The sequence below is a fragment of the Streptomyces sp. R35 genome, from assembly GCF_041053035.1.
Taxonomy (GTDB): domain Bacteria; phylum Actinomycetota; class Actinomycetes; order Streptomycetales; family Streptomycetaceae; genus Streptomyces; species Streptomyces lutosisoli.
Window position 1 is genome coordinate 4677111 of the sequence record NZ_CP163440.1, and the last position, 26414, is coordinate 4703524.

21 protein-coding genes are annotated in these 26414 nt (G+C 70.4%); 4 read left to right on the top strand and 17 right to left on the bottom strand.

Annotation, left to right across the window (positions count from 1 at the left end):
* Entirely contained in the window at positions 1-408 is a 408-nt protein-coding gene (locus AB5J50_RS21320) for an ATP-binding protein (RefSeq protein WP_369260023.1), read from the bottom strand.
* 235 nt (positions 409-643) lie between these two features.
* On the opposite strand from AB5J50_RS21320, the gene AB5J50_RS21325 reads away from it, so the two are divergent.
* Positions 644-1495: a DUF5753 domain-containing protein gene (locus AB5J50_RS21325; protein ID WP_369260024.1), complete on the top strand. Its 852-nt coding sequence runs from the start codon at positions 644-646 to the stop codon at positions 1493-1495.
* An 8-nt stretch (positions 1496-1503) separates the two neighbouring features.
* Positions 1504-1692, top strand: coding sequence for a DUF397 domain-containing protein (locus AB5J50_RS21330; RefSeq protein ID WP_369260025.1), 189 nt, complete (start codon positions 1504-1506; stop codon positions 1690-1692).
* Here the strand turns inward: AB5J50_RS21330 and AB5J50_RS21335 are convergent.
* From AB5J50_RS21335 to rsmI, 16 genes are all read right to left on the bottom strand, one after another.
* The gene (locus AB5J50_RS21335; RefSeq protein ID WP_369260026.1) at positions 1668-2306 is read right to left on the bottom strand and encodes a class I SAM-dependent methyltransferase; all 639 of its coding nucleotides are present in this window, start codon (positions 2304-2306) and stop codon (positions 1668-1670) included. The genes AB5J50_RS21330 and AB5J50_RS21335 overlap by 25 nt on opposite strands.
* A 7-nt stretch (positions 2307-2313) precedes the next feature.
* Positions 2314-3006 (bottom strand): hypothetical protein, encoded by a 693-nt coding sequence (locus AB5J50_RS21340; RefSeq protein WP_369260027.1) that lies wholly within the window; start codon positions 3004-3006, stop codon positions 2314-2316.
* A complete protein-coding gene (locus tag AB5J50_RS21345; protein WP_369260028.1) occupies positions 2991-3443 on the bottom strand; it encodes a hypothetical protein in 453 nt (150 codons plus the stop codon). The genes AB5J50_RS21340 and AB5J50_RS21345 overlap by 16 nt, the downstream gene beginning before the upstream one ends.
* Positions 3444-3704: 261 nt before the next feature.
* Positions 3705-4400: a LuxR C-terminal-related transcriptional regulator gene (locus AB5J50_RS21350; RefSeq protein ID WP_369260029.1), complete on the bottom strand. Its 696-nt coding sequence runs from the start codon at positions 4398-4400 to the stop codon at positions 3705-3707.
* 248 nt (positions 4401-4648) lie between these two features.
* Entirely contained in the window at positions 4649-6529 is a 1881-nt protein-coding gene (locus AB5J50_RS21355) for a PQQ-binding-like beta-propeller repeat protein (protein WP_369260030.1), read from the bottom strand.
* Positions 6530-6659: 130 nt separating this feature from the next.
* Positions 6660-8576 carry a PQQ-binding-like beta-propeller repeat protein gene (locus AB5J50_RS21360; RefSeq protein ID WP_369260031.1) on the bottom strand — a complete coding sequence of 639 codons (1917 nt, stop codon included), beginning with the start codon at positions 8574-8576 and terminating at the stop codon, positions 6660-6662.
* Positions 8577-9242: 666 nt separating this feature from the next.
* Positions 9243-11048 (bottom strand): ABC-F family ATP-binding cassette domain-containing protein, encoded by a 1806-nt coding sequence (locus AB5J50_RS21365; RefSeq protein ID WP_369260032.1) that lies wholly within the window; start codon positions 11046-11048, stop codon positions 9243-9245.
* Positions 11049-11471: 423 nt separating this feature from the next.
* Complete coding sequence (locus AB5J50_RS21370; RefSeq protein WP_369260033.1) at positions 11472-13499, bottom strand: nitrate- and nitrite sensing domain-containing protein; 2028 nt, start codon at positions 13497-13499, stop codon at positions 11472-11474.
* A 237-nt stretch (positions 13500-13736) separates the two neighbouring features.
* Positions 13737-14516: an MHYT domain-containing protein gene (locus AB5J50_RS21375; RefSeq protein ID WP_330305139.1), complete on the bottom strand. Its 780-nt coding sequence runs from the start codon at positions 14514-14516 to the stop codon at positions 13737-13739.
* 164 nt (positions 14517-14680) lie between these two features.
* Positions 14681-16087: an acyltransferase gene (locus AB5J50_RS21380; protein ID WP_369260034.1), complete on the bottom strand. Its 1407-nt coding sequence runs from the start codon at positions 16085-16087 to the stop codon at positions 14681-14683.
* 149 nt (positions 16088-16236) lie between these two features.
* Positions 16237-17136 (bottom strand): 4-(cytidine 5'-diphospho)-2-C-methyl-D-erythritol kinase, encoded by a 900-nt coding sequence (locus AB5J50_RS21385; RefSeq protein WP_369260035.1) that lies wholly within the window; start codon positions 17134-17136, stop codon positions 16237-16239.
* The gene (rsmA, locus tag AB5J50_RS21390) at positions 17133-18017 is read right to left on the bottom strand and encodes a 16S rRNA (adenine(1518)-N(6)/adenine(1519)-N(6))-dimethyltransferase RsmA (RefSeq protein WP_369260036.1); all 885 of its coding nucleotides are present in this window, start codon (positions 18015-18017) and stop codon (positions 17133-17135) included. The genes AB5J50_RS21385 and rsmA overlap by 4 nt, the downstream gene beginning before the upstream one ends.
* Before the next feature lie 393 nt (positions 18018-18410).
* Entirely contained in the window at positions 18411-19892 is a 1482-nt protein-coding gene (locus tag AB5J50_RS21395; RefSeq protein ID WP_369260037.1) for a ubiquitin-like domain-containing protein, read from the bottom strand.
* Positions 19893-20081: 189 nt separating this feature from the next.
* Positions 20082-20954, bottom strand: a complete 873-nt coding sequence (locus AB5J50_RS21400) for a TatD family hydrolase (RefSeq protein ID WP_369260038.1) — start codon at positions 20952-20954, stop codon at positions 20082-20084.
* Between the two features lie 83 nt (positions 20955-21037).
* Positions 21038-21448 (bottom strand): hypothetical protein, encoded by a 411-nt coding sequence (locus tag AB5J50_RS21405; protein ID WP_369260039.1) that lies wholly within the window; start codon positions 21446-21448, stop codon positions 21038-21040.
* Between the two features lie 304 nt (positions 21449-21752).
* The gene (gene rsmI, locus AB5J50_RS21410; RefSeq protein WP_369260040.1) at positions 21753-22619 is read right to left on the bottom strand and encodes a 16S rRNA (cytidine(1402)-2'-O)-methyltransferase; all 867 of its coding nucleotides are present in this window, start codon (positions 22617-22619) and stop codon (positions 21753-21755) included.
* A gap of 62 nt (positions 22620-22681) precedes the next feature.
* Here rsmI and AB5J50_RS21415 point away from each other — a divergent pair, with 62 nt between their 5' ends.
* A complete protein-coding gene (locus AB5J50_RS21415) occupies positions 22682-24421 on the top strand; it encodes a dolichyl-phosphate-mannose--protein mannosyltransferase (RefSeq protein ID WP_369260041.1) in 1740 nt (579 codons plus the stop codon).
* Positions 24422-24702: 281 nt separating this feature from the next.
* Entirely contained in the window at positions 24703-26346 is a 1644-nt protein-coding gene (locus tag AB5J50_RS21420; protein WP_369260042.1) for a penicillin-binding transpeptidase domain-containing protein, read from the top strand.
* The last annotated feature ends 68 nt before the right edge of the window (positions 26347-26414 follow it).

A 26414-nucleotide genomic window follows, 5' to 3' on the forward strand; every position in this document is an offset into this window, starting at 1 on the left:
CTAGGCGGCACCAAGGTCACACCACACGTACTTGCCGGTGTCACCGCCCTGCCGCAACGGATGCCAGCCCCAGTTGTCGGCGCAGGCCCGGACGAGGGTGAGGCCGCGGCCCGCCTCCGCGTCGGGAGCCAACGCCAGTGCGTACGGCGGCGGTTCGGGGCTCGCATCCCACGCGCCGATCCGCAGCACCCCGTCCCGCCAGTGCATCCGCAGGGCCGCGGGCCCCTTCGTATGCCGTACGGCGTTGGAGACCAGCTCCGCCGCGAGCAGCTCGGCGACGTCGGCGAGGCGGATCAGGCCGTGCAGGGTGAGGATGAGGCGGACGGTGCGGCGGCAGACGGTGACGGCGCGGTCGTCGTGGGGGATGTGGAGGGCGTACTCCCAGGGTTCCTTCTCGGTTTGCGGCATGCGTGAACTCCGGCTCAGGTGTGGGGAGGTGAGGGAGGGCGGCGGGTGCCGGGCGGTGGCATGTCACGGCCGTCGTGGCAGGACGGAGTGGTGCGCTTCCGGGGTCCCGGGGTTCCGCAGCGTGTGCGTCGCGTCACCGACGGTACGGGTAAAATTTGGGCCCGTGCAAGTCATTGCCGTAATCTGCCCCTCGAACGAGTCACTGCCTCAAGGCAGTTGTGGCGAGGAGGAAGTCATGCCGCGCAGACGGCAGCCCACCGCACGCCAGGAACGCCTGGGCATCGAACTGCGGAAACTGCGTGAAGCCTCGGGACTCAAGGCGCGTGAGGCCGCCGCGCTGGCCGGGGCGGACTCAGCACAGATGAGTCAGATCGAGTCCGGTATCGCGGGCGTGAGCGAGGAGCGTCTACGACGCCTCGCCGCGCATTACGACTGCATGGACGAAGAGTTGATCTCCGCGCTGGTGGCTATGGCGACCGACCGGACGCGCGGCTGGTGGGAGAAGTACCGGGGGCTGCTGCCCAAGCCGTTCCTGGACCTCGCCGAGCTGGAGTACCACGCCACGTACCGGTACAACGTGGAGTTCCTGTACGTTCCCGGCCTGCTTCAGACAGAGGACTACGCCCGCGCCATCTTCTCGTACAGGGTCCCTGAACCGCCCTACGGCGAACTTGAGTTGCGCGTGCGCCACCGGATGGACCGGAAGGTCGTCATCGAGGGACCCAACCCCGCCCCGTACGAAGCGCTGATCCATGAGTCGGCACTGCGCATCAGAGTCGGCGACCGAGTCGCTTCACGCGCTCAGCTCGCCCGCATCCTGGAACTCTCCGAAGCGGACCACATCACCGTGCGTGTCATCCCCTTCGACCTGGACGGCTTCGCCGGCGCCGCAAGCGCCATGACGTACGCGGGCGGAGCCGTGCCCAAGCTGGACACCGCGTTGCGCGACACACCCCACGGCACGGCCTTTATTGACTCCGAGGCTCAACTCGGCGCCCTTCGAACGCTCTTCCGTAAAGTGGAAGCCGTGTCACTAGAACCCGAACGTTCGCGTGACTTCATCCACAGGCTGACGAAGGAACTGTGAGGCACGCCATGACGACCCCCGACAACTGGCAGAAGTCGTCCTTCTCAGGCTTCGGCGACGGCAACGACTGCGTCGAACTCGCCACCACCCCCGACACGATCCACCTCCGCGAGAGCGACACCCCCGCCACCCACCTCACCACCACCCCCACCCCCCTCGCCCAGCTCCTCCACTACATAAAAACCGGCGCGGTCTGAGCGATCTCCGCCAGGAGACCGACCCATCTGCCGACACCCGGCCGCGACGTCGCCCTAGCATGGACGACGGCGAAGCCGGCGGACTCAAGCAACTGCCCCATTTCGGCTCTCCCATACGGGTGGAACCAACGGCCGCTTCCGTCACGCCAGGGGGCGGCGGCGGCCCTCCGTTCGGCCACGTCCCCGGCGCGGACCAGCACGAAGAGAACGCCGTCTCCGGTAAGGACCCGCCGGAACTCGCCGAGAGCCACTGCTGCTTGCGGGGGCGTCAGATGTGGGAGCGAGGCACAGCACCAGACACCGCGGAACGAGGCGGCACGGAACGGCAGTCGGCGCATGTCGGCCCGTATGAGGGAGGAATCCGTGCATCTCCCTGCTTCGGCGAGGAGGCCCGCCGACAGGTCGATGCCGATCGACTCGACGCCCAAGAGGCGAAATCCCCGGAAGTCGCGTCCGGCTCCACAGCCCGCATCCAGGACGGGCCGGTTCCGTAGGGGAAGGCGGGCCGCGAAGAGTTCCTGCTCCCTCGTCATGTCGGCTGCGGCGAATCGCCGCGCGTACGCCTGGGGCAGCGTGTCGTAACTTCTGATCGTTTCCTCGAGCCGGTCCGTCACGAGGGCATCATGCGGCGAGGTCGAGCACCTTGTGCTCCACCAACGCCGAGACCAGGGCGACCCTTTGCTCGTCCAGCAGGTCTCCGGGCAGCTCCCGGACGAAGAAGGTGCCCGTGCGGGTGATGAATTCAAGGGCAGGACGTGCGACGTGATCGACCGCGAAGAGCGGTTCGCCTTTTCCGTTCAGCAATTCGACCATGTCCTCGTCGTCGCGCAGGCTGACGGCGCCGACGCGCGAGTTGACGATCCGCCGATCCACGGTGACGCTCTTCTCGTCGTACCAGAGGTCGGGCAAAGGCTCTCCGAAGAGCTTCTCGTACGCCTCCGAGAACTGCTGGAATGTCGACGGCCGACGCGGCGCCAGCCCTTCGACCGGAGGAGCCGTACTCGGCGCGTGCTGAATATACCTGCCGAAATTCTGGCGGCAGTAGTCGATGTACTGACGCGTGAACAGAATGAAGTGGTGCCAGATCTGGTCCACTCCCAGAGAGTGCATCGACCAGACGAAGCTACGGTCGGCCGCCACCATGACCAGGTAGCGCTTCACCTCGCGGAACAGCGCCTCGGCCTCGTCGGCGGATTCGACGACGTGGTCCTTTGTGAGCTTCTCGATGAGAAAAGGAGCTTCGTACGCCAGCGCTTGCGACCACACTTCCGCCGCGACGGACCCGGTTGTCGTAGTCGTCATTGCGGCAGGCACTCACAGGTGCACGGGACGCACTGTGTCCCGTCACAGAAGTACTCGCATGTGCAGACGTCCCGGGCCTGGGGACGGACCCTCATCCGGAGCCCGCCGCGCCGTACCGTCGTGAAACCGCCACCCGATGAGGTGCGGGTCGCGCACGACGCGGCCGTCTCGACGATGTGGTGATGGAGTGCGGCGTCCCGTTTCACCCAGAGGGCCACAGCGCCGAGACCGGATTTCGGCAGCTCGACCGAGGCGAGAATGTCGCTCTCGGCGATCTCAATACTTCGGGACATGTTGTTGAGCGCGGTGAACAGCCGTACATAACCCTCGCGGGACGACGCGGAGACAAAGCCCGTGAGCGTGACTGCTTCCTCGCTCCCGGCATCGACCAGACCGCCCACCACGGCGTTGATTTCGGGCTTCTTCTTCACGCCAGGTTCCTTGGCCATGGAGCATCTCCTTCTCCGACTTGGTCCGATCCCAACACGCTCGTCGGTTTCCCGCTTCACGTGCTAGCCCATACGGAGTGCCTGAGCGAGTGCCCGGTCAATGGCCTTGTCGTCGAACGCGGTGCCCGCCCAAGCGGCATCGCCGACGCGGTGATCGGCGAGCCGCGACGGCGCCGCCCTGGTCGGCGCCCCGCTCGACAGCGGGGCGCCCGACCGGGAGGCCGTGCACAGGGTCCTCGGCCACGGGTGACAAGGGGACACTCACTCCCGAGGCCCGTCGGCGGGCGCCGGCAACGGCCCCGCCCGATCCAGCAGCCCCGTACGCGCCGCCAGCGCGGCCGCCTCCAGCCGCGACCCCACCCCCAGCTTCATCAGCACCCGCTGGACATGGGTCCGGGCAGTCGACGGAGCGATCCCCATCCCGGCGGCGATCAGCCTCGTATCCTCACCGTCCGCGACCCGCACCAGGACCTCGACCTCCCTCGGCGTCAGCATCTGGAGCAGCCGCTGGCCCTCGTCGTCCGGCTGGGCGGCCGGATTCAGCAGCTCGCTGAAGGCGCCCTGGAGCAGTTGCGGGGCCACGGCCGCCTCGCCCGCGCGGGCCTTCATGATCGCGCGCTCGACTCCCTCTATGCGCTCGTCATGGCGTACGTAGCCCGAGGCGCCGGCGGCGAACGCGGCGGCGATGCCGCGTGGGTTCGGTACCGGGCCCAGGACCAGGACCGCCACCTGCGGGCGCTCCCGTTTGATCCTCACCACCGGGTCGAAGATTCCCGGCTCGGCGGGTGTCGCCGTACCGATCAGGCACACCTCGGGTGCCCGTGTGATCACCAGCTCCGCCGCTCCCGCGGCGGGCGCCGCCGCGGCGAGCACGCGGTGCCCCCGCAGCTTCAAGGCCGAGGCCAAGGCCTCGGCGAGCAGTCGGTGGTCGTCGACCACCATGAGCCGCACTCCCATCAGGCAACCCCCCAGTCCCCCCAAGCATCCCCACTGGTTCCCCGTGGATTAGGAGCCCCCCGGCTCTCCATCCCCCGGAAGCTACACGCTTGTTCGACGTTGCGCTTCCCCTACTGGAGAGAAGTGCCCCGGAATATCGAAATCCCTACCATTCGGGAGTGATGAGGGGTACGCGCACGGCCCCGCCCCTGAACAGGGGCGGGGCCGTGGGAGACGTGGGAGAAAGAGATCCACGGCCTCAGTCTCGGCTACTTCGCTCCGAACGCGATCGCCAGGTACTCCTTGTCGTCCGAGACCGACAGCTTGCTGGCGTAGGGCGCGGACATATACAGGTGGCCGTCCTTGTAGAGGATCTCCGCGAACTCCGGGAGCATGCTCGTCTCCGCGTCGCGGGTCGCCTCCGTCGACGGGTTCTCCAGGAGCTTGGTCTCCTTGAAGGACGTGCCGTCGATGCTGACGATCTGCCCGCCCTTGTCGTACGGCGGAGACTTGTACGCGAGGAGGTTGTTGCCGTCCATGCGCAGCGGGGTGATGGAGTAGCCGTCACCCGCGTCGGCGCGCTGGCCGGTCTGCTTTCCGGTGGCGAGGTCGAAGGCGATGATCTCGTTGGTCCGGCTGTAGTCGCCGGAGCCGTCGTGCTCTTCGGTCGGGATGTAGAGCTTGTCGTTGCCGACGGCGAGCGAGGAGCAGTACTCGATCCTGGTGATGCCGTCGCACCGGGCCGCGTACGTCTTCGCTGGCGCCGAGATCTTCGTACGCAGCTTGCCGGTCTTGTTGTCGATGGAGAAGAAGTCCGAGATGCCGCTGCCGTCACCGGCGGAGTCGCCGACGTCGGCCGCGACGACCAGCGGGTTGGTCGACACGACGCTCGCGTACTCGATGCCGGGCGACATCTTGTACTCGGAGATCACCGTCCCGGACTTCGGGTCGATGGTCTGGATGTGCAGCTGGCGGGTGCTGCCGTACTCACCGCACTTGCGGACCGCGACCAGCTTGTCGCCGCCGCCGTACCCGGCGTCGTAGCAGCTGTCGGTCGGCTTCGGCGCCCACAGCTGCTTGCCGGTGGAGATGTCGAACGCGGCGCCGCCGCTGGTGCTGCCCGCGGCGACCGTGTTCGCGCTCACGGTGACGTTGTCGAGGCTGATGTCCTGGTCACCGGACTTGACCGTCTTGGTCCACAGCTTCGTGCCGGTGTCGAGGTCGAGGGCGGCGAGCTGGCTGCAGCCGTGGGAGGGGTCCTTCTTGGTCGGCATGGCGGGCTCGTAGATGATCGCCGTCCGGTTGGCGTCGGTGCTGTGCCGGCTGGCCTGGCACACCGGGCCGGGGAGCTTGATCGTCCACAGCTTCGCGCCGGACTCGGGGTCGTAGCCGTTGACCTCGGCGTTGCCGCTCTTGGCGTACACCTTGTCGGTGAGCCAGGAGCCGACGGTGGTGACGCTGCTGTCGTCCTTGTTCACGGCGGGCGCGGGGACCTGGAACAGCAACGTGGAGTTGGTGTTGGAGGGGACCTTCTCCTTGCCGGTGGAACCGGTGGTCTTGCCGCCGTCCTTGCCCTCCTTGCCGCCGGTGCCGCCGCTCGCACCGGCGGAGGTGTTCTTGCCGTCGTCCTCGCCGGACAAGCCCGCGTACCAGACACCGCCGCCGATGATCAGCGCGACGGCCGCCACGGCCGCCACGATGATGACCATCTGGCTGTTGAACTTCCGCCCGCCGCCTCCCCCTTGGGGAGCCTGCGGCTGCATCGGCATGGTCTGCGGCTGCGGGTAGCCGTACGGGGTCTGCTGGCCCGGAGCGCCATACGGCGGCTGCTGGCCCGGAGCTCCGTACTGCGGCTGCTGGCCCGGGTAGCCGTAGCCGGGCTGGGCCGGAGGCGGCGGCGTCTGCGGGTAGCCGTACGGCTGCTGGGGCTGGCCCTGCGGCGGGGTGGGCGGGGGCGACTGCGGAGCCGCGGGCGCCTGCGGGTAGCCGTAGCCGGGGCCCTGCGCGGGCGGCGGGGGTGTCGGGGCGCCGAAACCGCCGGGGGGCGGGTCCTGCGGGGCGCCGAAACCACCCGGCGGCGGGTCCTGGGGCGCGCCGAAACCGCCCTGCGGGGGCTGGTTCGGCGGTGGCGGGGGCGGCGGCTGACTCATGACGTGTGTACCTCGGATACGAAGGGGCCGAACGGGACGGAGGTGCGGTGGGCCCGGAGGATGAAGAACCGGACGGGAGAGAGAGGCAGAGGCAGAGGCGGCGACAGCAGCGGCAGCGGCAGCGGTCGGCTCACTTGCCGTAGGCCAGCATCAACTTCTCCTTCGCCTCGTCATTGCCCGTCAGCCGGGTGGTGGAGATGTAGAAGCGCCCGTCCACGTAGTCGACCGCCTTTGAGAAGAAACCATTCTCGATGTCGGCGGTGCCCTTCGGGTTCTGCAGCAGCTTCGTCGTCGTGTGGCTGCTGCCGGTCGTCGGGATCGACACGATCCGCCCACCGGCGTCGTACGACGGCTCGACGTACGCGATGAGGTTCGTACCGTCCATCTTCAGCGGCATCATCGCCTCGTCCACCGGGGACTTGACGCGCCACTTCTCCTTGCCGGTCTCCAGGCTGAACGCGACGACCTCGTTGGCACCGCTCTTCGCCTCGGTCGGCAGATAGAGGGTGTTGGCGTCGGCGACGGCACCCTGGCAGCCGGTCAGATCACGGTCGAGGATGGCGTAGCCGCACTCGGGCGCGAAGGTGTCCTGGCTCTTGAGCTGCGAACGCACGTCGCCGTTGTTCTTCAGCGTGGTGACGTTGACCGTCTTCTTGTCGTCGTTGGTCATGTAGAGGACGACGGGGTCGACGGAGTACGTGCGCTCGACCCGCCAGCCCTTGGGGATCTTCGTGGTCCACTTGGTCTTGCCGGTGACCGGGTCCAGCTCCTGCACCTCGTCGTGCTCGGTGTCGCTGCCGGCCCCGCAGGACGCCACGGACACCAGCTTGGCACCGCCCGCGAACCCTGCCGGGTAGCAGCTCGAACCGTACTTCTCCTTGTCCCACAGCTTCTTGCCGCTGCTGACGTCGTACGCCGTACCGGACATCGAGCGGCCCGCCACCAACGTGTCACCGGCGATGGACAGTTCGAGGGTGAGCGTGCTGTCGAAGAGCGCGCCGTCAGCGACCTTCCCGCTCCAGCCCTTGGCGCCGGTGCCGAGGTCGATCTGCTGGAGCTGGTTGCACTTGGCGCTGTCACTGGAACCGCTCATGTACGCCACGACGACCTTGTCGTCCGACGTCTTCTGCGGAGTGACCGCGCAGATCTTCTGCGGGAAGGTGATCGCGTCCCAAGTGGGCTTTCCGTCCCCGACGTTGTACGCGAAGACCTGCTTGTACGCCGCCTTCACCGCGGCCTTGCCGGTGATCCACAGACCGGGGGCGTCGGCACCGGAACCGGGCGCGTCCGGCGCCTCCTTGTACCAGAGCACCTTCGCCTCACCGGCCTGGCGGCCCTCGTTGAGGTTCTGCGGGTCCTCACCGCCGTTGCCGCTGCCGTCACCGGGGTTGACCGGATCGCCCGAGGCGGAAGCCTTCGGGCTCTGGCTCGGGCTCTGGCTCTTCTCCGCACTGGACTTCTTGCCGTCGTCACCACTGCTGCCGACGGCCCATACGGTGCCGCCGACCACGAGCAGCGCGGCCACGGCGGCGCCGATGACCACGGCGGGCTTGCCCTTGAAGGGGTTCTTGGAACCACCGCCGGGCCCGCCGGGCGGCAGGGTGCCGGGCGCGCCCGGGTACTGCGCCTGGGGCGGGTATCCGTAACCCGGCTGCGGCTGCCCGTAAGGACCGGGCTGACCGTACGGCCCCGGCTGCGGCGGCTGTTGCGGCTGCGCGTACGGGCCCGGCTGGGCGTAGGGGCCCGGCTGCTGGGGGTATCCGTAACCGGGCTGCGGCTGCGGTTGCGATTGCGGAGGACCGGCGGGCGGAGCCTGCGGGGGCGCGGGCGCCTGGGGCGGCTGCGCGGGCGGAGGGGGCGTGCCCTGGGGCGCGTGGGGCGAGTTGGGGGGCGCGCCCTGTGACCGCGGGTCCTGCGGCGCATTGGGGGGCGCGCCGAATCCGCCTTGCGCCCGCGGGTCCTGCGGCGCGCCGAAACCCCCCGCCGGCGGCTGATCCTGTGGTGCTCCGAAGCCGCCCTGCGGCGGCTGATTGGGCGGCTGACTCATCAGCGGCTCCCCCTCTTCACTGATGTGGCGCCCCACCGGCGGCGCTGGATTCGCGCCACGGCCGGTGGTTCTCAGACTGTTCTCAGACGGCTCTTTCTATCACTCTGACGCACAGGAACAGGGGGTCGGTCCTTTCCCTGTTCCCAAGGGAGAACCGGCCCGTGATGCCGTCGTTACGCGCCTTCACCCGCCCTTCACGCCACGCGCGCGCCGCACGTTCATGCGCTGTGCGCGGCACGTCAGTTGGGCGTGCGTCGCTCGCACGGTGGACGTGCCGCGGCTCGCACGTGGGACGTGCCGCGGCTCGCATGTGGGACGTGCCGGGGCTCGCATGTGGGACGTGCCGGGGCTCGCGCGGTGGATGTGCGCGCCGTGCTGGTGGGCGTGCGCGCCCTGTTCGTGGGGCGCGGGGCGGGCGTGTGGCGCCGTCGCAGGGCGCGGGTGTGGCGCGGCTTGAGTGACATGCGCGTATGGCTTGCGCGACGTGCGCATATGGCTTGCGCAGGGCGCGTGTTGGCTCCAGAGGGGCGCGTTTCCCACGTACGAGCTCATCTACGCGCCCTGCACGCCTGGCGCACGCGCCCTCACTTACGCGCCTCCGCGTTGCGGACGCGCCCTCCGACGGGCTGACGCGCCGCCCACCCAACTGCGCGCCGCCCGCCTCGCTTACGCGTCCTCCGCGAGCTCCAGCCAGCGCATCTCCAGCTCCTCGCGCTCCCCGGCCAACTCGCGCAACTCGGTGTCGAGTTTGGCGACCCGGGCGAAGTCGGTGGCGTTGTCGGCGATTTGGGCGTGCAGCTTGGTCTCCTTCTCGGAGACCTTGTCCAGCTGCCGCTCGATCTTCTGGAGCTCCTTCTTGGCGGCGCGGGCGTCGGCGGCGGACGCGGCCTTGGCGGGCGCGGGCGCGGCGGCGAGTACGGCGGCCGCGGCGACCTCCTCCATGCGCTTGCGCCGCTCCAGGTACTCGTCGATGCCGCGCGGCAGCATCCGCAGGGTGCCGTCGCCGAGCAGCGCGAACACGTTGTCCGTCGTGCGCTCGATGAAGAACCGGTCGTGGGAGATCACGATCATCGAGCCGGGCCACCCGTCGAGCAGGTCCTCCAGCTGGGTGAGGGTCTCGATGTCGAGGTCGTTGGTGGGCTCGTCGAGGAAGAGGACGTTGGGCTCGTCCATCAGCAGGCGCAGCAGCTGGAGGCGCCGCCGCTCACCACCGCTCAGGTCCCCCACGGGCGTCCACTGCTTCTCCTTGTTGAAGCCGAACGTCTCGCAGAGCTGCCCCGCGGTCAGTTCGCGCCCCGTGCCGAGGTCGACGCGGTCGCGGACGGCCTGGACGGCCTGGAGCACGCGCCAGGTCGGGTCGAGTTCGGCGACTTCCTGGGAGAGGTAGGCGAGCTTGACGGTCTTGCCGGTGGAGATGCGCCCGGCGACCGGCTGCTGCTCGCCCTCGCTGCGGGCGGCCTCGGCCATGGCGCGCAGGAGGGAGGTCTTGCCGGCGCCGTTCACGCCCACGAGTCCGACGCGGTCGCCGGGGCCGAGCTGCCAGGTGAGGTGCTTGAGCAGGACCTTCGGGCCCGCCTGCACGGTCACGTCTTCGAGCTCGAACACGGTCTTGCCGAGCCGAGAGCTGGCGAACTTCATCAGCTCGCTCTTGTCGCGGGGCGGCGGCACATCCGCGATGAGTTCGTTGGCGGCCTCGACGCGAAAGCGCGGCTTGGAGGTACGGGCGGGGGCGCCGCGCCGCAGCCAGGCCAGCTCCTTGCGCACGAGGTTCTGCCGCTTGACTTCCTCCGTGGCGGCGATGCGCTCCCGCTCGGCGCGCGCGAAGACGTAGTCGGAGTACCCGCCCTCGTACTCGTACACCGCGCCCTTCTGCACGTCCCACATGCGGGTGCAGACCTGGTCGAGGAACCACCGGTCGTGGGTGACGCACACCAGCGCGGAGCGGCGCTCGCGCAGGTGCTGGGCGAGCCAGGCGATGCCCTCCACGTCCAGGTGGTTGGTGGGCTCGTCGAGGATGATCAGGTCCTGCTCCTCGATGAGCAGCTTGGCGAGCGCGATACGGCGGCGCTCACCGCCGGAGAGCGGACCGATGACGGTGTCGAGCCCCTGCGGGAACCCCGGCAGATCGAGCCCGCCGAACAAGCCCGTCAGTACGTCCCTGATCTTGGCGTTGCCCGCCCACTCGTGGTCGGCCAGGTCGCGGATGACCTCGTGCCGGACGGTGGCCGTGGGGTCGAGGGAGTCATGCTGCGTCAGTACCCCCAGATGCAGGCCGCCGGAGTGCGTGACGCGGCCGGTGTCGGCCTCCTCCAGCTTGGCGAGCATCCGGATGAGGGTCGTCTTGCCGTCACCGTTCCGGCCGACCACGCCGATGCGGTCACCCTCGCTGACGCCGAGGGAGACTCCGTCGAGCAGGGCACGGGTGCCGTACACCTTGCTGACGGACTCGACATTGACCAGGTTGACGGCCATTTCTCTCCTGACGAGGGGGACGATCGACCCTCAAGGGTAGTCCGCGCGCTACACGAGCCGAGCCGCGAGTTTTTTCGCCCCCGCCGCCCCTACCCGTCCCATCCCGCTCCTGGGGGCTGCGCCCCCAGACCCCCCTAAAAGATTGCGCCGTTCCCCGCGCCCCTGAAAGTCGTCTGCGGGTGGGTGGGGGTTGCTCGCGCAGTTCCCCGCGCCCCTAAAAGACAAAAGACCGGGGGCGAGCCGGGGGTGGGGCGATGGGGCGCAGCCCCGAGCCTTCAGGGGCGCGGGGAACTGCGCGACCAGCCCCCACCGGCCCGCAGCCAAAGAACCCACCCCGGGGTCTGGGGCGGAGCCCCAGGAACGGGATGGGACGGGTAGGGGCGGCGGGGGCGAAACCCAAGCCGCACCCCCGCCGGACAGGCGCTACGCCCCGTTGCCCGAAAGCCGCTGCCGAGGGATCAGTGCCGACGCCGGAGCCAAGGACCGACCCCGCCCCTGTACGCCCCCTTCGGCGACCGCACGGTCATGCACCGGCATGTCGTCGCGGAGCAACTGTTCGGGAATGAGCACCGCCGCGGTGACGCCACCGTTCGGCGACGGCCGGAGCTCCACCCGCAAGCCCTGCCTCTCGGCCAGCCGGTTCACCACGAAGAGACCGATCTGCTTGGCGTCGAGCAGGTCGACCTTCTGGGCCTGGATCTTCCGGTTGGCGTCGGCCATGGCCTCCTCGTTCATACCGAACCCGCTGTCCTCGACCTCGATGAGGACCCCGTCCCGCATCCGCGCGGCCCGCAGCTGCACCTTGGCGCTGGGCGGCGAGAAGGCGGCGGCGTTCTCGACGAGCTCGGCGAGGAGGTGGATCACGTCGGCGACCGAGCCGCCGGCCACCGAGACCCGCGGTACGGCCCAGATCTGGACCCGTGTCGCGTCCTCGATCTCCGCGACGGCGGCGCGCAGCACGTCCGCGAGGGGGATCGGGGTGCGCCAGCCACGCCCGGGCGCGATGCCGGAGAGGATGAGGAGGCTCTCGGAGTGGCGGCGCATACGGGTGGCGAGGTAGTCGACCCGGTAGAGGTCCTGGAGTTCGAGTACGTCCTGCTGGCGCTGCTCCATCGTCGAGAGAAGGTCCAGCTGGCGGTGGAGCAGCACCTGGCTGCGGCGCGCGAGGCTGACGTACACGCCGGAGATCCCGCTCAGCAGTTCGGCGCGCTCGGACGCGGCCTTGAGCGCGGCCCGCTGCACGGCGGTCAGGGCGGTACCCACCTGTGCCAGTTCGTCGCCCACCAGTCGCCGCATGGGCGCCTCGAGGTCGATGTCGACGCCCTGCCCGGCATGCAGCCGCCGCATGGCCTGCGGCAGCCGTCGCCCGGCCACCTCGAGCGCGGAGTTCCGCAGATCCAGCAGTTCCACGATCAGCCCGCGGCCGACAAGCACGGACACCAGCAGCGACAGCAGCACACCGACGAGGCCGAGCACCACCGCGATGCCGGAAGCGCCGAGCGTGGCCCAGCCGAACGGGTTCGCCTTCGCGGCGGCCGCGGTCCCGGCCCCCGCCTCGGCCTTGGTCAGGCCCTTCAGCACGGCCGAGACGGAGCCGTCCCAGCCCGCGACGAGACCCGTGGACACGGCGGAGGCCCCCGGCCCGGCGCTGCGTACTCGGTTCTCGACGGCCTGGAGCCGCGCGTAACTGTCGCTCTCCAGGAGGGAGTTGTACGCCGCCCGGTGTTCGCTCTTCAGGTCGGCGACCGCGGGCTCGAGCAGCGACCGCTGCGTGGCGACGGCCCCGGCGAACAGCGCGTACTCGTTCGTGGTCAGCGTCCCGGTCCCCCGCCCGGCGGTCAGCAGAGCCTGCTCCTGGGAGACGGCCTCGCGGGCGCGGGAGAGTTCGAGGACGACGCGGGCCTCGCTGGTCGCGTCGGTGTTCTGGTCGCCGGTGAGCGCACCGGTGACGGAGAAGCCGTGCTCGATGATCGCGGAGTACTTCGTGAACGCGGCGGAGGGCGCCGCCCCCTTCACGCCGACCTCGGTACGCAGGGTCGGAAGGCCGCCCGCGTCGCTCTGGAGGCGGGTGATGCGGGCGGGCAGCCCGGCGTCCAGCAGCGCGGCGTCGGAGCTGGACGCGTTGACGCCGTCGAGGAGCGCGGAGGCGGCCTTGTCGGTGGCGGTCCGCGCGGTCTTCAGGGCGGCGAGACCGCTGCCACTCGGCGCGGCCACGTACCGCAGGGTGGCGGACCGCTCGCCCTGGAGGGCGGTGACGAAGTCGCCGACGGGGGTGAGGAGTTCGGAGTTGACGTCCTTGGCCGTCTCCAGGGCGCCGATGCTGGAGGCCGTGGTCACGGCGGCGAAGCCCCACAGCGCCATGAGGGACACGATGGGCAGCATGAGCAGAGCGACGATCTTCGCGCGAACCGATCTGGGACGCAGCCGGTCGGGCGTGCGGGGGACACGCATGGGGGGACCTCGTTCAGTGAGGGAGTTGCGGAGAATGAGTTACGGGGGGGGGACGTACGGGCGGCACGGGCGGCACGGGCGGCCGTAACAGTTGCCGGCGAACGGCCGTCACAGCTGCCGGCGGGACGTGGACGGCCGTAACGGCGGCCGCGGGGACGTCAGCGACCGGAACCGCGGGCTCAAGGCCGTAAGAGGAAGTGAACGCACGAGTCCACCTGGGGAAGGGAGTCGTCCGACTCAGGCCGTGGAGAGCTCGACCTGACGCAGCAGTTCGACGGCGGCGGCCGACTCGTCCCGCTTCCCGGTCGGGGACAGCGCGACATACGCGGACGTCAGGAAGAGGAACGAGCCGAGCACCACGGCGAGCGGGAAGATGAACTCGGTGGCCGTGGCCCCGGACAGCGACGCGCTGCTGGGCGCGAGGCTGATGCTGACGGCCCACATGCCGGTGTAGTGCATGCTCACGACCGCGAGGCCCATGACGAGCGCGGCGGCGGTGGCGAGGATCGGCCCGCGCACGATGAGGGTGAGCGTGAGCGCGGCGGTCGCGGCGACGACGGCGATGATGACGGAGGCGATGACGAGGGTGGGGTCGTAGTTGACCTCGCCGTGCAGGTTGAGCGCGGCCATACCGGTGTAGTGCATGGCGGCGACGCCGACGCCGGTACCGAGCCCGCCGAGCAGCACGGCCCGTACGGGAGACCGTCCGAACCCGGCGGTGAAGACGCCCGCGCCGACGACCGCGATCGACATCAGCAGGCTGAGCACGGTGAGCGGGACGTCGTAACGGATGGGCGTCCCGTCGACCGAGAAGCCCATCATGGCGATGAAGTGCATGGTCCAGATGCCGGACCCGATGGCGATGGAGGCCAGCAGCAGCCAGTTGCGCTTCGAGGCGCCGTCGGCCTCAAGGGCCCTGACCGTGCACCTCAGTCCGAGTGCCGAGCCGACGCAGGCCATCGCGTAAGAGAGGACGGGAGTGACCCATCCTGCGCTGAAGTGGTCCATGTGTCCCATGGGGAAGCCCCTCTCGCCGTCGCGCGGGCATGGCCGCGCACACGGAAGTACCGCCGGTAACAAGAGACCGGGGACGGCTGATCATGCCAGCACCGCCTGAGGAGCAGACGGCGCGAAAGGGACCATGGGGGTGATAGATGAGAATTAAATTACGGTGACGTAGGTTACACCTGGGTTGCATATTTATGCAGCGCCGGGCGCCCTCGCCCCGCCCGCTCCACCAGCAGCCACCCCACGAGCGTCATCGCCACGGCCACCGGAGCCGTCACCCGCACCGCGATCAGCATCGCCGTACGGCCTTCCAGAAGCCCCCCGAAGCCGACCATGGACAGCCCGAGCACACCGAAGAGGCAGAGGGCGACACCGACCGCGGCAGCAGGGCCCGCGCCGCTGGAGGAGACATCCGGAGACACCTTCGGGGACACCTCCCGGGACACCTCCGGGGACACCTTCAACTTCCCTCCCGCAGGAGGCCGTTCGAACCGCCGGAACACCGCGACGAGCACCCCCGTGACCACCATCGCCGCCGCGATCCGCAGTGGCACCTGCGCCCACCAGCCCCCCGTCGCGGGCTCCGGCAGCCGCGCCCCCGCGGCGAGCAGCACGCCGTACACGCCGAGCATCGCCGTGAGGTGCCACAGGAAGGCCGTCATGGACACGCCGTTGGCGGCGACGACGGTCCGCCACACCCGCGGCCGGCGCAGCCACCGCCCCGCGGGCTCCCGCAGCAGCTCCACCGCGCCGACCAGCCACAGCCCGTGGCACAGCAGCGCGAAGGTCGGCGGTGCCATGTTGGAGATCTTCTCGCCGGGCATCCCGACCATCGACAGCGGATAAGGCCCGTACGCCACCAGCAGCGCGGCCCCCGCGAGTCCGGCGCCCGCGAGGACGTACGGCCGCCCCAACCGCCCGTCCGCGCGCAGGAATCCGAGCTGGTGGACCGCGAGCCAGACGAAGGCGAAGTTGAGGAACTCGACGTACGGCACCTCGAACGCGAACCGGAGTACGTCCACGGAGGCCGCCGCCGCGACCAGCCCGCCGAACGCGCCCCAGCCGTACCGCTCGTGCAGCCGCAGCAACGGCGGCGTGAAGGCCACCATCGCCAGATAGATCCCTATGAACCACAACGGCTGGGCCACCAGCCGAAGCGACACGTCGAGCAATCCGCCGCCCTCACCCGCGAGTTGCAGCGCGAGGGCGCCCGCGCCCCACACCCCGATGAACACGACGGTCGGTCGCAGCAGCCGCTGCAACCGGGCGCGCAGGAACACGGAGTAGACCGGGGCACCTTCCGACCGCCTCCGCAGCGAGCGGTAAGACAGCGCGTGCGAGAAGCCGCCCACGAAGAAGAACACCGGCATGATCTGCAGCGCCCAGGTGAGCAGTTGGAGCCTCGGCTCCACCGCGAGCAGATTGCCGACCTCGGCCCGCCCGCCGTCCCCGACGGTCACCGCGGCCATCAGCCAGTGCCCGAGCACCACCGTGCCGAGCGAGGCGACCCGCAGCAGGTCGATGTACTTGTCGCGCGAGGCGGGTGTGGCCGCGGCGAGCTCATGAGCGCTTGATCCCATACGAGTACGATCGCGCCGCACGCCCGGCAGGCGGCAGCGCTCCCGTACTCAACTGGCGTCTGAGTACGTGCCGTACGAGGCCGTACAAGCCCATACGAGACGCACAAGCCGTACGAGAACGCCGGCGCCGTACGAGAACGCTCGCGCCGTCAGAGGACGGTCGCGCCGGGCGCGGGGCTCTCGGTGACCCGTACGGAACGGCAGGTGCCCGAGGCGAGCAGCGCCTCGGCGACCGTGTGCGCGGACTCCGCGTCCTGCGCGAGGAAGGCGGTGGTCGGGCCCGAGCCGGAGACGAGCGCGGCGAGGGCGCCGGCCGCGCGGCCCGCGGCGAGGGTGTCGGCGAGGGCCGGGAAGAGGGAGAGGGCGGCGGGCTGGAGATCGTTGGAGACGGCGCGCGCGAGGGCCCCGGCATCCCCCTTCGCCAGGGCGTCGAGCAGCTCCTGCGAGGCGACCGGCTCGGGGATCCGCACCCCCTCGTTCATCCGGTCGAACTCCCGGAAGACCGCGGGAGTCGAAAGCCCCCGCTCGGCCATCGCGAAGACCCAGTGGAAGGTGCCGCCGACCTCCAGCGTCCGCAGCTGCTCGCCCCGCCCGACGCCGAGCGCCGCCCCGCCCACCAGGCTGAACGGCACATCGCTGCCCAACTCGGCGCAGATGTCGAGGAGTTCCTCGCGCGAGGCCCGCGTACCCCACAGGGCGTCGCACGCGAGCAGCGCACCGGCTCCGTCCGCACTGCCGCCGGCCATGCCGCCGGCGACGGGGATGTCCTTGGCGATGTGGAGATGGACGGCGGGGTCGAGGTCGTACCGCCGGGCGAGTTCGAGGGCCGCGCGGGCCGCGAGGTTCGTACGGTCCAGGGGCACCTGCGCGGCGTCCGGCCCCGCGCAGGTGATGCGCAGCTCGTCCGCCGGTGCGACCGTCACCTCGTCGTACAGGCCGACGGCGAGGAAGACGTTGGCCAGGTCGTGGAAGCCGTCGGGGCGGGCGCCGCCCACCGCGAGCTGGACGTTGACCTTGGCAGGGACGCGGACCGTCACCGTCTCCGTCACGGCTGGCTCGACTCCTTGTTCTCGGCCTTGTTCTCGGCGATACGGGCGAACTCCTCCACCGTGAGCGACTCCCCGCGGGCCTGTGGCGAGACACCGGCGGCGACGAGTGCGACCTCGGCGGCCGCGGCGGATCCCGCCCACCCGGCGAGGGCGGCGCGCAGGGTCTTCCGCCGCTGGGCGAAGGCGGCGTCGACCACGGCGAACACCTCGCGCTTCGTCGCCGTCGTCTTGAGGGGCTCGGCGCGCCGGGTGAGCGACACCAGCCCGCTGTCGACGTTGGGCGCCGGCCAGAACACGTTCCGCCCGATGGAACCGGCCCGCTTCACGTCGGCGTACCAGTTCGCCTTCACGGACGGGACGCCGTACACCTTCGAGCCGGGCGGGGCCGCTAGCCGGTCCGCGACCTCCGCCTGCACCATCACCAGCGTGCGCTCGATGGTCGGGAAGGTGTCGAGCATGTGCAGCAGGACGGGTACGGCGACGTTGTACGGGAGGTTGGCGACGAGTGCGGTGGGGGCGGGGCCGGGCAGTTCCCGCACCTGCATCGCGTCGGAGTGCACGAGCGCGAACCGCTCCGCGCGCTCCGGCATGCGGGCGGCGATGGTCGACGGCAGCGCTCCGGCGAGCACGTCGTCGATCTCCACCGCCGTGACCCGGTCGGCGACCTCCAGCAGAGCCAGCGTCAGGGAGCCGAGGCCGGGGCCCACCTCCACGACCACGTCGTCGGGGCGCACCTGCGCGGTCCGCACGATGCGGCGCACCGTGTTCGCGTCGATGACGAAGTTCTGGCCGCGCTGCTTGGTGGGCCGCACGCCGAGCACATCCGCGAGCTCGCGGATGTCGGCGGGGCCCAGGAGGGCGTCGGGGGTGGGGCTGGTCACGGACCAAGGGTACGGGTGCGGTGGGCCGGCGGATGTTTTCGCCCCCGCCGCCCCTACCCGTCCCATCCCGTTCCTGGGGGCTGCGCCCCCAGACCCCCCTAAAAGATTGCGCAGTTCCCCGCGCCCCTTCGGCGGGGCTGCGCCCCGCGATTCCCCGCCCACCCCGGTTCGTTTGTGTGCGGGCCGTGGGGGCTGGTCGCGCAGTTCCCCGCGCCCCTAAAAGACTCTGGGGCGGGCGGGGGATCGCGGGGCGAAGCCCCGCGCCTTTAAGGGGCGCGGGGAACTGCGCGAGCAACCCCCACCCGCCCGCACCCAAAGAACAACCGAACGGGGTCTGGGGCGGAGCCCCAGGAACGGGATGGGACGGGTAGGGGCGGCGGGGGCGAAAACCCCTCAGCCGTGCAGCCGCATCCCGCAGTGCGGCCAAGGGGTCGCCCCCCGCCGCACGTACAACTTCTTCGCCCGGAACGTCTGCTCGGCGGCAGGCGCGTCCTGGGGCCGCCCGGAACCCCCAAGGGCATGCCACGTCCGGCTGTCGAACTGGTAGAGGCCTCCGTACGTGCCGGACGGATCCACGGCCCCAGGACGCCCCCCGGACTCGCACGCCGCAAGACCGGCCCAGTTCAGGTGATCGGCCCCGGCGTCGGACGTCGGAGGGGGCTTCGTACCGACCTTCACCAGCTGGGCCCGCGGCTCACGCGCCACCTCGGACTTGATCCGCCTGGGCCTCTGCTTGACCCCGTTGACGGTCCGCAGCGAGTACGTGACCCGCCGGGCCCCCAGCTGCCCGGCACGCTCCACGACCTCGGTGCCCTTGAACAGCGAGGGATCCAGCGTCCGCTCCACCTGGAACGGAATCACCTCCTCGCGGACCTCCTTGGTCCCGGTGACCCGCATGACGGTGACCGTCTGCCCGTCGCGCGGAAAACTCCCCGGCGCGACGGAGGTCGTGTCCTGCCCGCGCAGGGTGATCCCGGCCTCCTCGACGGCCTCCCGGACGCTCGCCGCGTTCGTACGGATCGTGCGCGCCCGCCCGTCCGCCATGATCGTCACCGTGCGCTCGGTGCGCACATCGAGCGCGAGGCCCTCACGCCCGATGCGCCGGGAGCGTGAAGTCGACACGTACGCGCCCTCCGCGCGCACCCCCAGCTGCCTGAGCGCCTCGTCCACGGTGTGCGCCGTCGTCCACACCTTGCGCCGGTGCCCGTCGAGGGTGAGGTGCACGGGGCGCCCGTAGTGAACCGCGACCTCATCGCCACTGGCGAGCGCCGTGCCGGGGGCGGGCGCCACCACGTCGTGCGCCCCCACCCGCACGCCCTCGTCGGCGAGCAGCTCGGTCACGTCGTCGGCGAAGGTGTGCAGGGTGCGCGGCTTCCCGTCGACGCTGAGCTCGATCGCCTTGTCGTTGGCGACAAACGCGGAGGTGCCGCCGGCCAGGAACGCCACGACCAGCGCCTGCGGGAGCAGCCGCCGCAGGGGGTCGGGGCGCTCGGTGCCGCGCTTGCGCCGTGCCCCGCGCCGGGCGGCGGCGCGACCGCCGGGCGTGGGTGCCCCAGGCGCCGGCGCACCACGCTCCTCGCGCGCCCATCCCGCCACTCCGTACGCCCCGTAGGCCCCGTAGGCCCCCTCCGCCCCGTCCGCGCCCTCCGCCTGCCGCGGAAGCCCCCACCCCGGCCCGGGCTCCGCCGGGACCTCGGGCTCGGGCGCGCGCGCCTCGTACGCGGGCTGGTACGTGTCCGGGTAGCCATGGCCGTTCGGCGGCGCATAGGCCTCGTTGGGCTCGTAGTCCTCGTACGACGTTCCCGTCGCACCAGTGACACCAGCAACACCAGCGACACCAGTCGGTCCATACGTCTCGTACTGCGAGCTGCTCACGACGACACGCTCCAGGGGTTCCGGAGGAGAAAGAGGTGTGCCCGAAGGGCTCCGTCAGGGTGGTGGTGGGAGACGGGAGGGAGACCAGAACCTAGCGGAGCGGTCGTCACTCTCCAAAGCAACGCGGCTACGCTGTGTCGCGACACTCCCCGAGGTGCGCCCCCGGAAATCCCCCGGAACCGTTATGCGTCAGTAATCGAATGCTCGCGCGGTGTTCGCTGCGACCGAGGTCGCCAGCGCGTCCTCGTCGATGCCCCGTACAGCCGCCATGGCGCGGACCGTGACCGGAATGAGATACGGGGCGTTAGGCCGTCCGCGGTACGGGGCGGGGGTCAGGAAGGGCGCGTCGGTCTCGACGAGGACGAGTTCCAGGGGCGCGACGGCGAGCGCGTCGCGCAGCGGCTGGGCGTTCTTGAAGGTCATGTTGCCGGCGAAGGACATGAAGTAGCCGGCCTGGGCGCAGAGCTCGGCCATCGCGGCGTCGCCGGAGTAGCAGTGGAAGACGGTCCGCTCGGGGGCGCCCTCTTCCTTGAGGACGCGCAGCACATCGGTGTGGGCGTCGCGGTCGTGGATGACCAGGGCCTTGCCGTGCCGCTTGGCGATCTCGATGTGGGCGCGGAAGGACCGTTCCTGCGCGGCCTTGCCCTCGGGTCCCGTACGGAAGTAGTCGAGCCCGGTCTCGCCGACGCCCTTGACGTGCGGGAGGGCGGCGAGGCGGTCGATCTCCGCGAGCGCCTCGTCCAGGGCGGCGTCCCCGCCCGGCTGCCGCGCGCCCTGCCGGGACCAGCCGTCGGGGTCGCCGTGGACGATGCGGGGCGCTTCGTTGGGGTGCAGCGCGACCGTCGCGTGGACGGCGTCGTACGCGGCCGCCGTCTCGGCCGCCCAGCGCGAGCCGTTCACGTCGCATCCGACCTGGACGACCGTCGTCACGCCGACCGACGCGGCCTTGGCGAGGCCTTCCTCGACCGTGCCCGACTGCATGTCGAGATGGGTGTGCGAGTCGGCGACGGGCACACGCAGCGGCTCGGGCAGGGGCGGGGCTTCGGTCTTCTCGGAGGGCATGCCCCGATCCTACGAAAGGGGCATGCCACGCCTCACCCGAGTTACCTCACCAGACCTTGCGGCGCCTCACCTGAGGAAAGCGGTCAACCCGCCTTGCGGTGGTGGAACGGATGCAGCAGATCCGAGAGGTGCCAGTGGTGCGGCTCCCTGTGCTCGGCCTGAGGCGCCGCGAGGGCCTCGTCGGACGGGCGGGGCGGCACCGGACGGGGGGTGCGGTGCATGGAGTCGAGGACGGAGGACACCTGGCCGGCGCGCATGATGCGCACCACATGGCTGTCGCAGTTCAGGCAGCTGGGCCGACTCAGCGGCGACGGCACGACCTGGCCGTTCGCCACGTACATCACGAACTCGCTGCCTTCGGCGTCGAGGTGGTGCTCTATCTCGTACGACTGCTCCCAGCCGTGCCCGCAGCGCATGCAGGCGAAGGAATACGACTCATGGACGACGGCGGTCGCCGCGCTGCGATGCCCGGTCTGTCCTGCGATCTCACTCATGCCAGCTCCTCTGTCCGCTGGACAAGCGCCTCCGCCCCGACAGGATTCCCGCTGAAGCCGACAGCCGAAATCCCACCGGGCACCGAATACCGAACACCGAAGTTCCGACATTCCGAAACTCCGGGACGCCGAGACTCCGGGACTCCGAAGGCGAGGGACGGGTACGTCCCTTCAACCAGTGGACGCTTCTACCGGCGCGAACGCATCAGGCCTGTCGACTATTGGAGTCGTTTTGGTCTTTCCTTGTCGGAAGGCTCCCGCTACCCGGCCTGAGCTTTGCCTTTCGGCACAGTCCTTTGCCCTTCTATGGGGCGCTCCGTGCGGCATTCTTTGCCGCGACCACTGCATCGAAGACGTCGCGCTTGGGAATTCCCGCCTCCGCGGCGACGGCGGCGATCGCCTCCTTGCGCCGCTCCCCCGCCTCCTCGCGCACCTGCACTCTGCGCACCAGTTCGGTGGCGTCCAGTTCCTCGGCGCCCTTGTCGGCCGCGCCCTCGACGACGACGGTGATCTCACCGCGTACGCCCTCGGCGGCCCAGGCGGCCAGCTCGCCCAGCGGGCCGCGCTTGACCTCCTCGTACGTCTTCGTCAGCTCGCGGCAGACGGCGGCGCGCCGCTCCGTGCCGAACACCTCGGCCATCGCGGCGAGCGTGTCGTCGAGCCGGTGGGGCGCCTCGAAGTAGACGAGGGTGCGCCGCTCGTCGGCGACATCGCGCAGGCGCGACAGGCGCTCGCCCGCCTTCCTGGGCAGGAAACCCTCGAAGCAGAAGCGGTCGACGGGCAGCCCGGACAGCGCGAGCGCGGTGAGCACGGCGGACGGGCCGGGTACGGCGGTGACCTTGATGTCCTTCTCGACGGCGGCCGCGACCAGCCGGTACCCGGGGTCCGAGACGGACGGCATCCCGGCGTCGGTCACCAGCAGCACCCGCGCCCCGCCGGCCAGCGCCTCGACCAGCTCGGGCGTACGGGCCGCCTCGTTGCCCTCGAAGTACGACACGACGCGCCCGGCCGGCTGTACGCCCAGCGCCTGGGTGAGCCGGCGCAGCCGCCGGGTGTCCTCGGCGGCGACGACATCGGCCACCGCCAGCTCCTGGGCCAGCCGCGGAGGCGCGTCCGCCATATCGCCAATGGGGGTGCCTGCGAGTACGAGAGTTCCCGGCGTTCCTGTCACGGTTCCATCCTCGCAGGGCCCAGGCACGGGACTCCCACAGACGTGTTCCCTACGATGGCGCGGTGACCAGTACCGCGTCCTCCACGGACACCCGGCAGGGCCAGGCCGCCGAAGAGCAGCGGCCGTCGTGGCAGCAGCGGCTGCGCCGCTTCGGATATTCGGCGCCGCCGAGAAGCGATGTGCGCGACCGGCTGGTGCCGCCGTACGCCGAGCCCGGTCCGCGCATCTGGGCGGCGCTCGGGCTGCGCCACGAGATCGCCGAGCGCATCACGCGCTGGTCGGGCTGGGGCGGCCCGCTCCTGGTGACGCTGCTGGCCGGGCTGCTGCGGTTCTGGAACCTGGGCAGCCCGAAGGCGGTGATATTCGACGAGACGTACTACGCCAAGGACGCCTGGGCGCTCATCCACCGCGGATACGAGGTCAACTGGGCGAAGGACGCCAACGACCTGATCCTGCAGGGCAACGGCAACGTGCGGATCCCGAGCGACGCCGCCTATGTCGTGCACCCGCCGGTGGGCAAGTACGTCATCGGGCTCGGCGAGTGGATGTTCGGGTTCAACCCGTTCGGCTGGCGGTTCATGACGGCGCTGCTCGGCACGCTGTCGGTGCTGCTGCTGTGCCGGATCGGGCGCCGGTTGTTCCGTTCGACGTTCCTCGGCTGCCTGGCGGGCGCGCTGATGGCGGTGGACGGCCTGCACTTCGTGATGAGCCGCACCTCGCTGCTCGACGGCGTCCTCATGTTCTTCGTGCTCGCGGCCTTCGGCTGCCTGGTCGTCGACCGCGACAAGGCACGGGAGAAACTCGCGGCCGCGCTGCCCGCCGACGACGACGGCGGCGTACGCCCCGACGCGCATTTCGCCGAGACGACCCGCCTCGGCTGGCGCCCCTGGCGCTGGACGGCGGGCCTGATGCTGGGCCTGGCCATCGGCACCAAGTGGAACGGCCTCTACATCCTGGCCGCGTTCTGCGTGATGGCGGTGCTGTGGGACGCGGCCTCGCGCCGGGTCGCGGGCGCCCGTCACCCGTACCTGGCGGCCCTCAAGCACGACACGGGCATCACGTTCCTGGCGACGGTCCCGGTCGCCCTGTCCGTGTACCTGGTCTCCTGGACCGGCTGGATCCTGTCGCCGGACAACGGCAAGGGCGGCTACTTCCGCAACTGGGCCGTGACCGACGGCAAGGGCGGCCACTGGACCTTCCTGCCGGACTGGCTGCGCAGCCTGTGGCACTACGAGCACGAGGTGTACAAGTTCCACGTCGGCCTCTCGTCGCCGCACACCTACCAGTCGAACCCGTGGAGCTGGATCGTCCTGGGCCGGCCCGTCTCGTACTTCTACGAGTCCCCGGCGCCCGGCAAGGACGGCTGCCCCGCCGACGCCGGCCAGAAGTGCGCCCGCGAGGTCCTCGCCCTCGGCACCCCGCTCCTGTGGTGGGCGGCCTGCTTCGCGATCGCCTACGTGCTGTGGCGCTGGGCGTTCCGCCGCGACTGGCGCGCGGGCGCGATCGCCTGCGGCATCGCGGCCGGCTACCTCCCCTGGTTCATGTACCAGGAGCGCACGATCTTCTTCTTCTACGCCGTCGTCTTCGTGCCTTTCCTCTGTCTGGCCGTCGCGATGATGACCGGCGCGATCCTCGGCCCACCCGGCGCCGGTGAACGCCGCCGTGTCATCGGCGCGGCGGGGGCCGGCGTCCTGGTCCTGCTGATCGTGTGGAACTTCATCTACTTCTGGCCGCTGTACACGGGCACGGCGATCCCGATCGACCAGTGGCGGTCGCGGATGTGGCTGGATACCTGGGTCTAGCCGGCGGCACGTGCGCGGGGCGGGGCGGGTCCGGCCGCGTATGCGTCGGCCGGGCTCACTGTCACCCGGCCGGCCGTCCGGCCCCCTCACCACGCGCACAGCGACCCCCACCGTCCAGCATCCCGACCGGCGTTCATGGATGTGACGGAGCGTGTCCGGGCCTAACAATTCGGAGAACGTCCGCCCCATGAGCCCCACCCGCGCCTACAGTGCGGAGTAGACCAACTTTTCTGAACGCGTTCAGAAGTTCGGGGGAGGGTCCACGGGGAGGGATTCGCGCGATGCGCAAGGGGGCAAGGGCAGCCGTCATCGGCGGTGTGTTCGCCGTGATGGTGGGGGGCGCCGGATACGGCGCGTACAACGTGGTGACCGCGATCAGCGGGGACGGCGGCACGGGTGCGTCCGGGCCCGCGGCGGTCAAGACCGGGCCGCCGAGCGGTGCCGAGGTCAAGGAGACCAGCGCCAAGTTCTTCGCGGCGTGGGAGAAGGGCGACGCGGCCAAGGCGGCGGCGTACACCAACTTCGCGTCGAAGGCCGAAGGGCTGCTGGGCGGTTACCGCACCGACGCGCACCTCACCGGCGTGAAGATCACACCGGGCACGCCGTCCGGGGCGACCGTGCCGTTCTCGGTCAAGGCGACGGTGTCGTACGACGGGAAGAGCAAGCCCTTCTCGTACGACTCCGAACTGACCGTCGTGCGCGGGGAAACCACCGGCAAGGCGCTGGTCGACTGGAAGCCGTCGGTCGTCCACCCGGAGCTGAAGGACGGCGACACGCTGGTCACGGGCGAGTCGGCGAGTCCGGCGATCGAGGCCGTGGACCGCAACAACGTTGTCCTGACGAAGGAGAAGTACCCGTCACTGGGGCCCATCCTGGACGCGCTGCGCGAGAAGTACGGCGACACGGCGGGCGGCTCACCCGGCATCGAGCTGGCGATCCGGCACGGGAGCGAGGAGACGGGCGACACGACCCTCGTCACCCTCGCCAAGGGGAAGACGGGCAAGGTCCGTACGACGCTCAGCGCCACCGCGCAGGCCGCCGCGGAGAAGGCGGTCACGCAGTACTCCGAGTCGTCCGTGGTGGCGGTGAAGCCGAGCACGGGCGAGGTGCTGGCGGTCGCCAACCACCGGGAGGACGGGTTCAACGCGGCGTTCCTCGGCAAGCTCGCGCCCGGCTCCACGATGAAGATCGTCACCGCGGCGATGTTCATCGACAACGGCGTGACCACGATGAACGGCCCCGCGCCCTGCCCGGAGACCGCGACCTGGCAGAGCCAGACCTTCCACAACCTGACGGGCATGACCCCGAATGAGAACGCCAGCCTCGCCAACAGCTTCATGCGGTCCTGCAACACGGCCTTCGTGAAGCTCATCGACGGCACCACCAAGGCGCCGCTCACCGACGAGTCGCTCACCACCGAGGCACAGACGCGGTTCGGCCTCGGCCAGGACAACTGGAAGACCGGCATTCCGTCCTTCGACGGCAGTGTCCCCGCCTCGGGCGGCCCGGACCGCGCGGCGAACGCGATCGGCCAGGGCCAGGTCCAGTTGAGCCCGCTGAACATGGCGTCGGTGACGGCGACCGCCATCACCGGCACGTTCCGCCAGCCGGTCATCGTGCCGCTGAAGCTCGACGACCGCGTGCCGGCGCAGGCGAAGGGGCTGCCGATGAACACCGTCGCGCAGCTCAAGCAGATGATGCGGCTCACCGCGACGAGCGGCACCGCCGCGCGCGTGATGGCCGGGCTCGGCGGTGACCTCGGCGCCAAGACCGGCTCCGCCGAGGTCGACGGCCAGGCCAAGTCCAACAGCTGGTTCACCGGCTACCGCAACGACATCGCGGCCGCCGCCATGACCCAGGAGGGCGGCCACGGAGGGGACGCCGCCGGTCCGATCGTCGCAGCTGTGCTACGAACTGGTGGCTGAAGTCACCCCTCACAGGGCGGGACCCTAGGCTGATGCTTCTCGTTGAGCAGTCCGAGCAGCGTGAGGCA

Excerpts from the sequence above, each read along its gene's own strand:
- AB5J50_RS21320 (WP_369260023.1), bottom strand. The coding sequence starts at position 408 with ATGCCGCAAACCGAGAAGGAACCCTGGGAGTACGCCCTCCACATCCCC.
- AB5J50_RS21325 (WP_369260024.1), top strand. The coding sequence starts at position 644 with ATGCCGCGCAGACGGCAGCCCACCGCACGCCAGGAACGCCTGGGCATC.
- AB5J50_RS21330 (WP_369260025.1), top strand. The coding sequence starts at position 1,504 with ATGACGACCCCCGACAACTGGCAGAAGTCGTCCTTCTCAGGCTTCGGC.
- AB5J50_RS21345 (WP_369260028.1), bottom strand. The coding sequence starts at position 3,443 with ATGGCCAAGGAACCTGGCGTGAAGAAGAAGCCCGAAATCAACGCCGTG.
- AB5J50_RS21350 (WP_369260029.1), bottom strand. The coding sequence starts at position 4,400 with ATGGGAGTGCGGCTCATGGTGGTCGACGACCACCGACTGCTCGCCGAG.
- AB5J50_RS21355 (WP_369260030.1), bottom strand. The coding sequence starts at position 6,529 with ATGAGTCAGCCGCCGCCCCCGCCACCGCCGAACCAGCCCCCGCAGGGC.
- AB5J50_RS21360 (WP_369260031.1), bottom strand. The coding sequence starts at position 8,576 with ATGAGTCAGCCGCCCAATCAGCCGCCGCAGGGCGGCTTCGGAGCACCA.
- AB5J50_RS21365 (WP_369260032.1), bottom strand. The coding sequence starts at position 11,048 with ATGGCCGTCAACCTGGTCAATGTCGAGTCCGTCAGCAAGGTGTACGGC.
- AB5J50_RS21370 (WP_369260033.1), bottom strand. The coding sequence starts at position 13,499 with ATGCGTGTCCCCCGCACGCCCGACCGGCTGCGTCCCAGATCGGTTCGC.
- AB5J50_RS21375 (WP_330305139.1), bottom strand. The coding sequence starts at position 14,516 with ATGGGACACATGGACCACTTCAGCGCAGGATGGGTCACTCCCGTCCTC.
- AB5J50_RS21380 (WP_369260034.1), bottom strand. The coding sequence starts at position 16,087 with ATGGGATCAAGCGCTCATGAGCTCGCCGCGGCCACACCCGCCTCGCGC.
- AB5J50_RS21400 (WP_369260038.1), bottom strand. The coding sequence starts at position 20,954 with ATGCCCTCCGAGAAGACCGAAGCCCCGCCCCTGCCCGAGCCGCTGCGT.
- AB5J50_RS21405 (WP_369260039.1), bottom strand. The coding sequence starts at position 21,448 with ATGAGTGAGATCGCAGGACAGACCGGGCATCGCAGCGCGGCGACCGCC.
- AB5J50_RS21420 (WP_369260042.1), top strand. The coding sequence starts at position 24,703 with ATGCGCAAGGGGGCAAGGGCAGCCGTCATCGGCGGTGTGTTCGCCGTG.